Annotated in this window: 9 protein-coding genes and 1 pseudogene; 7 read left to right on the top strand and 3 right to left on the bottom strand. The window is 58.3% G+C overall.

What is annotated here, in order from left to right; all coding sequences use genetic code 11:
• Nucleotides 1–57: 57 nt before the first annotated feature.
• A pseudogene (locus OJJ21_RS24390) lies at nt 58–426 on the bottom strand (nucleotidyltransferase family protein); the annotation flags it as partial.
• Between the two features lie 442 nt (nt 427–868).
• On the opposite strand from OJJ21_RS24390, the gene OJJ21_RS04620 reads away from it, so the two are divergent.
• The 7 genes from OJJ21_RS04620 (at nt 869) to OJJ21_RS04590 (ending at nt 10,170) form a co-directional block, all read left to right on the top strand.
• Nucleotides 869–1,795 carry a hypothetical protein gene (locus OJJ21_RS04620; RefSeq protein ID WP_297683609.1) on the top strand — a complete coding sequence of 309 codons (927 nt, stop codon included), beginning with the start codon at nt 869–871 and terminating at the stop codon, nt 1,793–1,795.
• Nucleotides 1,792–3,138 (top strand): hypothetical protein, encoded by a 1,347-nt coding sequence (locus OJJ21_RS04615; protein ID WP_297683607.1) that lies wholly within the window; start codon nt 1,792–1,794, stop codon nt 3,136–3,138. The genes OJJ21_RS04620 and OJJ21_RS04615 overlap by 4 nt, the downstream gene beginning before the upstream one ends.
• A 90-nt stretch (nt 3,139–3,228) precedes the next feature.
• A complete protein-coding gene (locus OJJ21_RS04610; protein ID WP_297683604.1) occupies nt 3,229–4,638 on the top strand; it encodes a hypothetical protein in 1,410 nt (469 codons plus the stop codon).
• A complete protein-coding gene (locus OJJ21_RS04605; protein ID WP_297683602.1) occupies nt 4,635–7,046 on the top strand; it encodes a PEGA domain-containing protein in 2,412 nt (803 codons plus the stop codon). Before OJJ21_RS04610 ends, OJJ21_RS04605 begins: the two co-directional genes overlap by 4 nt.
• A 213-nt stretch (nt 7,047–7,259) precedes the next feature.
• On the top strand, nt 7,260–8,057 hold the full coding sequence (locus OJJ21_RS04600) for a MotA/TolQ/ExbB proton channel family protein (RefSeq protein ID WP_297683600.1): 798 nt from the start codon (nt 7,260–7,262) through the stop codon (nt 8,055–8,057).
• Between the two features lie 5 nt (nt 8,058–8,062).
• Nucleotides 8,063–9,163 carry a vWA domain-containing protein gene (locus OJJ21_RS04595; protein WP_297683598.1) on the top strand — a complete coding sequence of 367 codons (1,101 nt, stop codon included), beginning with the start codon at nt 8,063–8,065 and terminating at the stop codon, nt 9,161–9,163.
• Nucleotides 9,163–10,170, top strand: coding sequence for a hypothetical protein (locus OJJ21_RS04590; protein ID WP_297683596.1), 1,008 nt, complete (start codon nt 9,163–9,165; stop codon nt 10,168–10,170). Before OJJ21_RS04595 ends, OJJ21_RS04590 begins: the two co-directional genes overlap by 1 nt.
• A 314-nt stretch (nt 10,171–10,484) precedes the next feature.
• Here OJJ21_RS04590 and tcuB read toward each other — a convergent pair whose 3' ends face one another.
• A complete protein-coding gene (gene tcuB / locus OJJ21_RS04585) occupies nt 10,485–11,633 on the bottom strand; it encodes a tricarballylate utilization 4Fe-4S protein TcuB (protein ID WP_297683594.1) in 1,149 nt (382 codons plus the stop codon).
• Complete coding sequence (tcuA, locus tag OJJ21_RS04580; RefSeq protein WP_297683592.1) at nt 11,620–13,020, bottom strand: FAD-dependent tricarballylate dehydrogenase TcuA; 1,401 nt, start codon at nt 13,018–13,020, stop codon at nt 11,620–11,622. The genes tcuB and tcuA overlap by 14 nt, the downstream gene beginning before the upstream one ends.
• Nucleotides 13,021–13,160: the final 140 nt, after the last annotated feature.

The raw sequence follows: 13,160 nt of genomic DNA, 5'->3' as shown, positions 1-13,160 counted from the left end.
GTCATCGCCCACCATTTTTTAGGTCTCACGCCGATTTGGCGACAAAACTTCGGCCTGTCAAACAGCCCAAAGTGTCGCTGCAACCGAAGCGCGTAGCCTTACAAATTGGTCGGCTGAAGCCCTAGTGAACGGCCAGCTGCAGCTTGAGGCGGGCCAGCGTTCGAGCCACCGCTTCTGATCTAAGCGATCCAACACCACGGTTTGTCGTTCGCCAGTAAATGCCGGCGTCGGCCTGATCACGAGATTGAATAAATCGTCCAAGCCGAAAGGCGCCAGGATCTCTGTTCCGCTAGTTCCCAATCGTACCCCAACGGCCGTGGCTGTCTCAGGCCAATGCCGCATGGCATCCATTGTCGAGGTATAGGGATGGTTGCGATTGACCTTGTGCATGCGGCCCTGGTTTTTAACCGACCAGGGGATGTCGGGTCGTTCCTGCTTGTGATCAGAATATCCCGTGTATGAACCAGCTAACGTTGCTGCGGAATATCCAGAACCGACGGCCGGTCATGTCCTCGATGTGGTAGTGCTCACGACCGGCGGTATCTATGCCGCTGTTCCGCCATTCCCAACACGAAGACCTCGATTGAGGATGAAGATCAATAATCAACCGGCCAGGATCGTATGTGGCATTTCTACTGACTGAGATTCTACTGAGTTGGGACCAAGCGTTGTCGTATCCGTGCATACATTTTTATGTAGCGATTTAGTGAACTCCACATAGCCCTGCCTCAGCCTGGGCCGATACGAACACTGGACCTCTTTGATTATTCCCGGGTGGGAAGCAGAGACATATTTGCAAGTCTAGGTCGGTCCACTAATGTGCGATCGAGGGTGTCGTTCTGGTTGAAGTTTGGTTGGGGGGTAACAAGTGGTCGCGCGGGAAGACTCCGCAAAAGCCGTTAATTTTTCGGCACTTACAGTTCGCTGTGTGCTGGCAGGCATAGCCGCGATACTCACAATTGCGCCCCCTCAGCGTGAGGCGTGGGCTACCCCTGAGCTGGAAAGAGCAACAGAGCTACTTCGGCAAAGCGAGGCAGAGTGGCGCCGCGAAGATAAGGCCTACCGTGACGCCCAGCAGGCAGGGCGCCTTAAGCCGCGCGAGCAGGCTGAATACGCAGAATTTGTAGCCGGGCTGCGGGTTCGCCTCCTTGAACAGTGCGAAGTCGTCCGTGGCATTGGGGGCAATGCAGCCGTCAGCGATTTCGAATGCATTCGGCTCGGTGCCCCCCAGCGGCGGATTGTCCTGCCGGATGTCAGCGCAGTTCAGACCGAAGAGGAAAAGAAGGCCGCAATCGTCGCTAAACTAAGCGACCTCGAAGGCAAAATCGACGAAGCGCTGATGAAGCGCCAACAGGAGATGAAGCAGGAGGCCTCAGCTTCCACAGCGACCGGGGCGGCGGGCGGGCGTTCGGCAGGAGGTGCTTCAGGTGGAGCCGCTGGCGGTCAATCTGGCGGCGGCTCGTCCTCTGGACAGACCGGGTCTGAAACAGCGAATGCCCAGGGGGAGCAACGGACGCCATCAGGCCAATTGCCAAGCGCCAGCGCATCTGGAGGCAGTCCAGGTTCCAAGGGTGCGGGCGTGCCTGGCACGGGCTACCCAGTCGGGCAGCCGCCGCCAACGGCAGGTGGGCCATCCGACAACCAGCGCGGCGCGCCACAAGGTCGTGCAGACGGCGGTGTTGATGATGACGTGGTGGCGCGGCAATTGCGCGAAGCAGCCGAGAAAGAATCCGACCCAACGCTTAAGGAGAAACTTTGGGCCGAATACAGGAAATACAAGGGGGCAAGGAAATGATGACCAATGCGCAACTGCGAGGGCTCCTTCTGGCCGTGCTCTGCCTGACTGTTCTTGGGGGGTGCGCGAAGAGCTACCCGACGCGAACGCTTACAACGAAGGAAGTGGCGCTGGATCGACCCGCTGCGCAGCCATCGGATGCCGAGCTGCTGAGTGTCCGCATCGAAGCTTTCGACCCAGGTAAACTGCCGGAAGATCCGAAGCTGTCGAAGGGTCTTTCCACCGATATCCGTAATGCCGAGGCATATTACGTCCCGAGCCAACTCAAAGAAACGATGCAGAAGTCTGGCTACTGGGGTCCGGTTCGCGTGACGCCGCGTGAGGCCCGCGGCAGCGACGTAAACGTGTCCGGTAAAATCCTGGAGTCGGACGGCGAAATTCTGAAAATCGAAGTGCAGGTTCGCGACGCTTCGGGTGCGCACTGGTTCACCAAGGAATATGAAAATACCATTGACGCCGCAGCTTACTGGCGCGCGGACTCACAAGGTGTCGATGCCTTCCAGAACCTCTACAACGAGGTGGCAAACGACATCGTCAACCATCGGAAGAAGCTGAAACCGGAAAACCACACCGAAATCAGGCAGGTCGCTGACCTTCGCTTCGGTGGTGAGTTTGCCCCGGTTGCCTATGAGGGATACCTGAAGAAATACGGTGACCCAGAAGACCAGAAGTCCGGTATCCAGAAGACATTCGCGTTCCTTGGCGGTAGGAAGGAATCTGAATGGAAGCCAGCCTATCAGGTCGTCCGGCTGCCGCCCAAGGAAGATCCGGTTGTCCAGCGCGTGGAGCGCATCCGCGCCCGCGAGGAAATGCTGATTGACACATTCGACCAGCAATACGACACGCTGGCACGCAGTTTGAAGGCGCCATATAATAACTGGCGGACGTCTCGATTGAAGGAAATCGCGGCACTTCGAGAGGCCGACCGTGTCAAGAATTCCGAGCAATCAAAGGCCGTCGCGGTCGGTGTCCTCGCCGTGCTGGCCGGAGCCGCGCTTGCCTCCCAGAATCAGGGCGGGAGTTGCTACAGTTGCACGTCTGCAGGTGCCGCTGTTGCTGGCGCTGGCGTCGCAATCGCAGTTCAGATGGCCAACCGCGCTTCCGACCAGGCGGAGTCGGAAACAAACATGCGCCGAGCCGCTCTTGAGGAACTGGGCAATTCCATGTCCAGCGACGTGAAGCCCACCGTTCTGGAAGTCGAGGGCAAGACTGTCGAGCTCAAGGGCACGATTGAGCAGCAGTTCAGCGCCTGGCGTGATGTTCTCAAGGAGCTGCGCGAAAGCGAGACAGCTCCGTTGCAGAAGCCGACCACGCCGCAAGCAGCTCCGACTGTAGGAACCTAAGGGAAACCTGGCTGGCGGGTTCGTACATTGAGTAACAAGTCATTCCGGATTTCCGGCGCGAAACGGGCTTCACCCATTTCGAAGCCGCCATTGGGCAAGTTTGCCGTTGCAACTGTTGCGGTACTGGCGACGGCAGCCGTGTTCGTCACATTCGCTTTGCCGGAAATTGTAGGCTCGAACCGAGCGGTCGAGCCTACCCCGGAGAAAGCTGCGGCACTGCCCGCCTCGCCACCCAAGCCTGCCGAAACTTCGACGCCCGAGAATAAAAAAGCAGAGGCCGAGAAGGTGCTGGCGGACACCCTTCGCCAGCTTGCTAGAATTGAAGGGGAAGGCGCTCGGACCTGGGGTATTGAACCTGTCGACGGTGCCAGCATAGCCGCCGTGGATGCGCTTCTGGAGCGAGCGCGTACTCTATTTGCGCAGCGCAATTATGCTGCCGCCTCGACGGTGCTGACGGAAACCGCGGCCAGTATAAAGCGCCTGGACGAGACCAAACCCGGCCGCCTCGATGTAGCCGTGCAGGCTGGTGCCAAGGCTCTCGCGGCATTGGATGCGCCGACAGCAGAAAAGCACTACCGAGTTGCTGCGTCGCTGAAGCCCGGGGCGCCTGAAATCGAAACCGCATTGGAGCGGGCGAAGAAGTTGCCGGAAGCCCTTCGGCATCTCAATGCCGGTTCAGCTGCGGAACAGGCGGGGTCGTCAGAAGAAGCACTTCAGGCCTATCAAAGCGCACTGGCTGTCGATCCGGCGCTGACAGGCGCCAAAGAAGGCCTCAAGCGGGTCGAAGCTGCAGCCAAAGCCGCGAATCTGCGGAAAGCCGTCTCGAAGGTCCACGAACGCCTGAATGCCCATGACGCATTTGGTGCGGAGTCGGCGCTGGCGCAGGCGGCGAAAATCGAGCCGGGAGCGCCGGAAATCGCGGATCTGCGGAGGCGTGTGGTGGCCGCTGTGCAGGTTGCAAGGATTGAAAAGGTCCGAGCCCGCGCTGAAGATAGCGAGAAGAAGGAAAACTGGTCTGAAGCACTGAGGGCATACGAAGAGGCTTTGGCCATCGATCCAAACGCGGCCTTTGCCAGCACTGGGCGTGCGCGTGCCCGCGCTCAGGTCGACCTGCATCGGAATATTGATAGCTATCTGGATCAGCCCAGCCGCTTGCAGTCCGCCAGTCCACTTGCGCACGCGACGGCCATCTTGGCGGCCACTTCAAAGCAGGTCGAAGGACCGGTTCTGGCGGCGAAAAAAGAGAAACTTCAGAAACTCGTTTATGCCTACTCCCGGCCAGTACCGGTGGTCATCAAATCGGACCGGCAAACGAGTGTGGAGCTTTACCGGGTGGGCCTTATCGGCCTGTTTGAGACCTATCGCATGGAGCTCCCACCCGGGAAATACGTGGCGGTTGGATCCAGAACCGGATATCGGGATGTGCGGGTAGAATTCGAAGTCCCCCCGGGCGCCACGGAGCACAATGTGTCGATTAAGTGTACAGAGGCAATCCGTTGACATCGCTCACTGTCATCGCTGGCGATCGTGCCCAAACTTATAGTGGCGTCGACTTTCCGCTCGCCATCCAGGTAGATACGGACGGCGGCATTGACATCGGGACGACAGCCGAAGGTGGAGTTATCGCGTGGGTAGTCGCCCATGCGGACGGCCTGTCCATTCAGCCCGAGAAGTCCCGCACCCCCATCGTGCTCAATGGGCAGCGGATGTCCGGCGCTACCTGGCTTAAAGACGGGGATGTCCTGGGCTTCGGTGATGTTGATTTTGACGTGTCCAAGAATGACGACGGATATCAGTTCAGGACCAATGTATCGGTCGTCGACGAGAAAGCTGCTGACCGGCCTTCGACATTTAACGTGGCTGCCTCCGGAGCAGGTCGTGCCTCGGCAAGATCAGACGCAGGAGCCAGGCAACCCATTTCCAGAGGCAAGATTGCCGCGGCAGCGGTGCTGGCAATACTGGGAATCAGCATCGGCTTTGTGCTCGCTGCATCGCCATTGAGCCTTCAGTTCAATGAAGCGCCGGACACGATTGCCGTTTCAGGATTCCCTCCCGCCATTCCGGTAGGCGGCGGTTATCTCGCGTTGCCCGGGACCTATACTGTTTCGGCCAGCAAAGAAGGGTATCGGCCTTTCCAGGCACAAGTCAGCGTGAGCTTCGGACAAAAGGATTCATTCAAGCTGGCGCTCATTCCGAAGCCCGGAATCCTCCGGATATCCAGTATCCCTGATAAGGCAACCGTCCTCGTCGATGGCGCTGAGCGAGGCAATACTCCGTCTGAAATCGAAGTCGATAGCGGCGAGCGGACCATCCGGTTTCAGAAGGACGAGTTCCTGCCAGTCGAGCAGAAGCTCGTCATCGAGGGGTTTGGCAAGGAGCAGGTTCTTACGGTGGAGTTGAAGACCGCTTTGGGCACCGTCGCCATCCCGACCAAGCCGGACCAGGCGAAAGTTCGGATTGACGGGCGTGACATCGGTACCAGCCCGGCTTCCGCGTCAGTGCTGAGCGGTACCCGGAATATTGAAGTCGAGAAGGACGGCTGGAAGGTCGTTCGCAAGACCTTCGAAGTCCAGCCAGGAATGACGAATACTGTCCCACTGATTGAGCTGGAACGCCTGGATGGTACCGTCAATGTCGAGACGGAGCCCAGCGGAGCATCTGTGCTGGTCAATGGCCAGTTTCAGGGGCAATCGCCAATGGCGCTGACGTTGCCGGGCGAGAAGACACAGCAGGTCTCCGTGTCAAAGGCGGGCTTCGAGACCGTCACCAGGGCTGTGCAGGCTGATCCAGGTGCTACCAAAAAGTTGACTGTTCGCCTGCCACCGGAGACGGGTACGGTTTATCTCACGACCGTTCCAGCTGGGTCTTCTCTCAAAATCAATGGGGTGGATAGCGGAAGCGCGACCCAGCGACTGACGCTTCAAACGGTCAATCAGTCTCTGGAGATATCCAAGCCGGGATATGAGCCGCGCAAGGTCACGGTCACTCCACAGAAGGATGTGCCGAAGAAAATCGAGATTACGCTGAAGACCGCTGCCGAAGAAATGAAAGAGCGCGTGGCGAAGGGCATTCTGACAGCTGCGGGCCAGAAGCTTGTCCTTGTTCCTATTGCTTCGCCAATCAAGGTGGCATTGGGCTCGCCGCGGCGGGATCCGGCGCGGCGGTCGAATGAAAATGAATACAACGTCGAGATGACCCGGCCGTTCTTTCTGAGTGAGAAGGAAGTTACCAACGCAGAGTTCAAGAAGTTCAAGGCCGCGCATTCATCTGGTGGGTATCAGGGCAACAGCCTGAATGAGCCAAATCAGCCGGTAGTCGGTGTTTCCTGGGAGGACGCTGCGCGGTATGCCAATTGGCTGAGTGCTCAGGAGAAGCTTCCGCCTGCTTACAAAGACGAAAACGGCAAGGTCACACCCATTTTCCCAGCCACAGACGGCTACCGGCTACCCACTGAAGCGGAGTGGGAGTTTGCTGCCAGGTATGAAGGCGGCCAGCGCGTATCGGGCCTTGGACTTCGTTTTACTTGGGGCGAAAGCCTGCCGCCGCCTGCAAATACAGGGAATTTTGCCCATGAAGGCTCGGGATTGCCGTTTGCCTTGGTGGGATATGCGGACAAATTCGTTGCTACGGCGCCCGTCGGATCGTTTGCGGCATCCAAGGCAGGCCTGTTCGATCTGAGCGGTAACGCATCAGAATGGTGCCACGACTTCTACGATATCAACAACAGCGGTTCGACCGCGCTTCGCGACCCTGTCGGTCCGACCGACGGCAAGTTCCATGTCATCAAGGGGTCCAGCTGGCGCACCGGAAGCCCGACAGAACTCCGGACATCGTATCGGGACTATTCTGACAAGCCGCGGGATGACGTCGGCTTCCGCCTGGCGAGGTATGCCAATGCCCTGCGCTAGATATCTGACGATAATTGTCGCCTCCATACTGATGACAGGGTCTGTTCACGCGCAGACCACCAATCAGGAGCCCAAGCCGCCGCCTAAGCAGGAACCGCCCGCAGCGTCGGCGCAACCTCGACGGCCGCAGCAGGCTCCAGCTCCTTTCAAACCTGCCGAAGAAGTGTCTCCGAGCAGGAAACTTTCCTTTCCAAGCGATATATGAGGACGCCAATGCGTCGGCTCTTTCCCACGGAATTCATCTATCAGGTCTCGGCACTTCTCGTGTCGTTCATCCTTGTCCACGCCGCCTATGTCGCGATGATCCGACCGAACGCCGAGCAGTTTCTGGCATCCGAAAAGGCGAAAGTCGCATTGGACGCCCAGTACGAAATGCAGCAGTCGGTCTATGTCATCCTGAGAGACTACGAGCAGGAGGCCTGCCTGGTCCTCATGTTCTGGGCATTCGCGATTCTGGGTTATAAGGCCATCGCTATCATGCGGCAGCGCAGGCAGCTTGAAATGGACCTCGTCGGGTTGCCTGAAGGCACCACTGTCTCGTCGGAAAGCGCTCAGCAGACATCGCAGCTCATTCGGAAACGCTTCTCTGGGCCCGAGCAAGGCTTCCTGCTCGCCCGTGCCATGCTGGCTGCCATCGACCGTTTTGTAGCCACGCGAAGTGTCCAGGACGCGTCGACAGTTGTCCACAACGTCTGCGATGCTGAGGCCGAACGGCAGGATTCCCAGTTGTCTATTATCCGGTATGTGGCCTGGGCCATCCCATCGATTGGCTTCATTGGCACTGTTCGCGGTATCGGTGATGCGTTGACGAAAGTGCAGCGGGCCGTTTCCGGCGACATATCGGGCGTGACCGACAGCCTCGGCGTCGCTTTCAACTCAACCCTCGTGGCTTTATTGGCCAGTATTGTCCTGATGTTCCTGATCCATCAGCTTCAGTCCTCTCAGGAGCAACTTGTTCTCGATACCCGTAAGTATTGCGATGACTGGTTCGTCCGTCGTCTCAAGGTCTGATCAGAATGCCCGCTAAAGCCAGGCGCGAGATATCCGGGGGATTGATTTCCTTCCTGGATGTCATGTGCTGTGGCTTCGGTGCGGTCGTTCTTCTCGTGGTTATCCTGAATGGCCAGGTTGTCCAGAAGCGGCAGGCCGGTTCCGAGACGCTGCGCGAAGAGCTGCGTCAGACGACCGCTCTCGAGGAGTTTGCCCGGGAAGAACTCGCCAAGGTGATGCAGGAGGTTACCCAGGTCGAGCAGAAGCGGACTGAATTGAGTGCGCAGGCAGCCGAGATGGAAGCGCGCGTTCGCGATACCGCGCGCAAGGCCAGGGAAGCGCAGGCTCAGGCGCAGGCCGTACAGTCAGCATTGGCAAATCTTCGGACCCAGAGCGAAGCTGTCGAAAAGACGGTTTCATTGCTGCGTACCAAGGCAGACCAGCAATGGGAGGGCGGTAAGCGGCCCGTTGGATTCTCCGGCGACGGCCAGCGGCAGTATCTGACCGGGCTAAAACTGGGCGGAGAGCGAACCCTGATTCTGGTTGATGCCTCTGCCAGCATGCTGGATGAGACGGTCGTGAATGTCGTCCGGTGGAAGGTGATGGATCCGGAGGTTCGAAGAAACTCACCGAAGTGGCAGCGAGTGGTGCGGTCGCTGCACTGGCTCTTGGCCAATCTCAGGCCGGGAAAGCAGTATCAGGTCTATTTCTTCAACACTGCGGCGAATCCCCTTGTTCAGGGTTCCGACAAGCAGTGGCTGAACACACACGACACGGCGGGTATCAGTTCCGCCCTGCTGGCGGCCCGGACGATCGCGCCAGAGGGTGGCACCAGTCTCCATCAGGCGTTTGGTGTTATCAGCCGAATGGAGCCTAAGCCCGATAGCGTCATTCTCCTGACCGACGGTTTGCCAACCCAGGGTGCTGGTGCGGGTGACGGTCGCCCGGTTTCGGCTGATGAGCGACTGTCGCACTTCAAGGATTCATTGCGCCGGATTCCGAATGGCATTCCCGTCAACACATTACTGTTTCCGATGGAAGGCGACCCGGAAGCCGCAGGCGCGTTCTGGGAACTGGCGGTGACTTCCCGTGGTTCGTTCATGACTCCGGCACGGGATTGGCCGTGATGCGTATGCGGCGGAGAGAAGCGGAAACCTTCAGTCTGTCCTTCCTGGATGTGATTGCCTGCGGGTTCGGCGCTGTCATTCTGCTGTTGATTATCACGTTGGCCTTCGAGCCGATTTCGGCTCAGGAGGAGGTTGAACAAATCAAGCAGCGCGCCGCGGACAGCAAGGCAATCCGAGAAGACCTCATCAAGGAAAGACAGACCCTTCAGAAAGAGCTGGAGGATAAGAGGCGCCAGCTGGCACAATCCCAGGCTCAGTTGGCGGAACTGGGGGCGGAGCTCCAGCAGGCCGACCGGCAATTTGGTAGTGCCAAGGCAACAGCAGATGCTGGAATCAAGGCCGAAGAGCGCCTGAAGGCGGTTCAGCAATCGCTATCCGAGGAAATGCGCAGGCTTCTGGCTCAGCGCAATGACAAGCCCATTGCCACGGACGCCCCAATTGGCGGGATTCCCGTCGACAGCGAATACGTCATTTTTATCATCGATACGTCGGGCAGCATGAAGCAGGGCGCCTGGTCGCTGGTCGTCAGCAAGATGCGGGAAATCCTGGACTCCTACCCCAAGGTCCAGGGTGTCCAGATCATGAATGATCAGGGTCAATACATGTTTCCCACATACGCCGGTCAATGGATTCCGGATTCACCGCAGCGCCGGGCCGTCATTATGGAGCAGTTGCGGACCTGGAACAGCTACAGCGCCAGCAATCCAGCACCCGGTATCGCCCAAGCCATCACGACCTTTTACCGACCAGATAGGCCGACGAGCATTTTCGTTTTCGGCGACGACTTTAATGGCCGCAGTATCGATGATGTCGTGTCCATTGTGGCAAAAACAAACCGACGAGGAAATGCGGGCCAGTCACCGATTAGGATTCATACGTTTGGGTTCCCGGTGTTGCCTATTTACACAAAAAATCAGGTTGGAAACTTCACGCGCTTTGCCCATCTCATGCGCATTCTGGCAGAACAGAACGCAGGGTCATTTGTTGGCCTGAATTCCGTCAAGTAAGCCACTAAATCAAACGCGGAATCTCAGTGAGGAGAATTCGATCGGCGAGTATCCTCACGGAGATCGATCAGGGAAAATCTACTGAGAAATTATTACACACGGGAATCGACCAAGATATCACAGTTCCTAGTGATGAATATAAAGGCGTTTGTCTGATTTTCGGAGCTAACAAAACTCAGTAGAAAGCGCTCTCAGTAGATAATCCCAGTTTGATCGTGGTGAGGAGGCATGGCGCATTGGGGCGTGATAAAAATATTTACATTCGACTTCCGATATATGTTCGCCCTCCAACGCGACATCGTCGAGTCTTCCGATCAGGTGGCGCCGGCATCCAGCGTCCGGCTTTCATGCGCATAGCGGACCAGTGCCGTAAAGCGATAGATGCCATGGACGAATTTGCCGTATGGCATAGTGACGAAGAGGGCGAAGACGATACCCAGATGAAGCGCTAGCAGCAGCCCCATGGCGGCGGTCTCGCGCAGGACCAACAGGGCGAGGCCAGTCAGGCTGGTCAGGAACAGCATGGCGAGGAAGGCAGACTCCATGCCGAAACGGGCTTCATCCTGCAGCGCCGGATCGCGGTGCCTTTTCTGTAGCAGCAGTCCGGCGGGGCCGACCAGCAGGCCGATACCACCGGCTGTGCCGAGCAGCACCGGAAGATCATACCAGGGATAGGGGGCTTCAAGGTCGAGCAGATAGTGGTAGAACGTCGCCACCGATGTGGCGGCGAAGCACAGGCCGAAGCCGTAGAAAGTTAGGTGGTGATAGAAACGGCGCCGGTCCTTCGGCTTGGCTGAATCTGTGACGCAGCCACCACCGCCGCCATCGAGATAACGCAAGCGCCCAGCATCTCTCATCGCCTGCCACAACGAGGCGATGTCGAGGTCCATTTTCGGTCCGGCGAGAGAGCGCCACAGATTGCGGATGCCCATGGCCAGGGCACTGACCGCATACAGGAACGCGGCGCCGAACAGGACTGCCATGCCGTTATGCGGCATGAGTGTGTAGAAGCTGCCCGGGCCGATATTGACCATGAACAATGCGGCTGGATCGTTCAGCGTGATGAAACCGATGATGAAGCTGGCGACGCTTAAGGCGGCGATAAGGCTGATGGCAAGGCCATTGCGGCGGAACAGTCCAGACAGGCAGCCTGGCCAAGCATAAATCGCGTAAGACTCTGCCCGTACAATCGCCAGCGTCCTTGGCACATTGACATTGAATTCATGCGGTGGCGAGAACTGGCAGTCGTCATAGCAGGCGCCGCAGCCGTGGCACAGGTTAGCGATGTAGTTGAGATCGCCGTCTGGAAATGCGCGTCGCATCTCCATGGCCGGGAAGACGGCGCAGAGTCCCTCGCAATAGCGGCAGGAGTTGCATACCGTCATCAGGCGGTCGGCCTCGGCCAGCGCCATGGTCGCGTGCTGACTCTCACTGCCCTGAATCACCGTCTTACTGTTGAGCATGATACGCCGCCTCCCGCCCGGCGATGCGACCAAAGACACTCCCGATTGTCATGCCAATGCCGGCGGCATAACCGCGGCCCAGCACATTTCCAGCCATGATCTCGCCGGCGGCGAACATGTTCTGCGCACGGCTGCCATCCGCCATCTGTATGCGGGCATCGCGATCCACCCGTGTACCCAGATAGGTGAAGGTGATGCCGGGCCGGACCGGATAGGCATAGAAGGGGCCGATTTCTATCTTCCGGGCCCAGTGCGTTTTGGGCGGAGTCAGGCCTTCGGTACGGCAGTCGTCCAGCACCGTGTGGTCGAAGCTGCCCGGGCGCACGGCGGCGTTGAAGTCGCTGACGGTCTGCAGCAGGATGGCCGGCTCGAGCTCGAGCTTCTGCGCCAGTTCCTGGATGCTCGGCGCCTGGTTCGGCGGATAGAGTGAGGGCATGAACATTTTCAGCGAGGATGCATCGAAGACGATATAGGCAATTTGGTCGGGCTGCTGGGCCACCAACCGACCCCAGATGGCATAGCGCTTGGGCCAGAAATCCTCGCCCTCGTCATAGAAGCGTTGCGCGTGCCTGTTGACGACAATGCCGAACACCACGCAGTCGAGTCGAGTGATGATGCCGCCATCAAATTTCGGGGCGCGGGCGTCGATCGCCACGGCATGGCATTGCGTTGGGTCGCCGATCGGCTGCACGCCCTTATCCAGCAACATGCGCAATACGGTGCCACGGTTATAGGGGGTGCCGCGGATCAGGAAATTTTCAGCGACATCGCCCCAGGATTCCTTAAGCCAGTCGATATTGGCTTCGAAGCCGCCAGCCGCGGCGACCAGACTTGCGGCACGAATACTAATGATCTGATCTTTGATCTTCACCCGGGCCGAATGGAAACGACCATCGGCAATATCGAGGCCAATCACTTCGGCATCGTACCACACCTCGATGCCGAGGCTTTCCGCCGTGCGGTATAGCGCGTTAAGCATTGACCGGCCGCCACCAAGGAAAAAGGAGTTGGTCCGTCCTAGGCTCAGGGTGCCGCCCAGCGAGGGCTGGAAGCGCACACCCTGCTCGACGATCCAATGCAGCATCTCCTTCGATTCGGCGATCATGATGCGGGCGAGTTGTTCGTCGGTCTCGCCGCCGGTCACGCGCAGCAGATCGTCCCAGAATTCATCCTCAGTGTAAGGTCCGCTCAGCGTGTCTGTGGCACTGTCATGGGCGCAGCGCATGTTGCGGGTGTGACGGGTATTTCCGCCGCGATAGAAGCGGGGTGCGCCTTCTAGAACCAGCACCGATTTTGCTCCGGTCCGCTTCGCGCTGATCGCCGCGCAGAGCGCGGCATTGCCGCCGCCGACTACTAGGACATCGAATAGTCCGGGATATTCCGACATCGCCACGCTCCAACACACCCGCTTGTCTCATTTCGTATATCAATGTATACAAATGTATTCAATATTCTTTACTTAATCTATTTCAAACCGTTACCGGTTGAAGTGACGGGGATTCAGGTGCTCAACTGACCATGATGGAT

It is taken from the genome of Ferrovibrio sp. (genome assembly GCF_025869515.1).
GTDB lineage: Bacteria > Pseudomonadota > Alphaproteobacteria > Ferrovibrionales > Ferrovibrionaceae > Ferrovibrio.
Note: the sequence above shows the minus strand (reverse complement) of the source record. Positions and strands in the feature narration are given on the sequence as shown.

Excerpts from the sequence above, each read along its gene's own strand:
- OJJ21_RS04615 (WP_297683607.1), top strand. The coding sequence starts at position 1,792 with ATGATGACCAATGCGCAACTGCGAGGGCTCCTTCTGGCCGTGCTCTGC.
- OJJ21_RS04600 (WP_297683600.1), top strand. The coding sequence starts at position 7,260 with ATGCGTCGGCTCTTTCCCACGGAATTCATCTATCAGGTCTCGGCACTT.
- OJJ21_RS04595 (WP_297683598.1), top strand. The coding sequence starts at position 8,063 with ATGCCCGCTAAAGCCAGGCGCGAGATATCCGGGGGATTGATTTCCTTC.
- OJJ21_RS04590 (WP_297683596.1), top strand. The coding sequence starts at position 9,163 with ATGCGTATGCGGCGGAGAGAAGCGGAAACCTTCAGTCTGTCCTTCCTG.
- tcuB (WP_297683594.1), bottom strand. The coding sequence starts at position 11,633 with ATGCTCAACAGTAAGACGGTGATTCAGGGCAGTGAGAGTCAGCACGCG.
- tcuA (WP_297683592.1), bottom strand. The coding sequence starts at position 13,020 with ATGTCGGAATATCCCGGACTATTCGATGTCCTAGTAGTCGGCGGCGGC.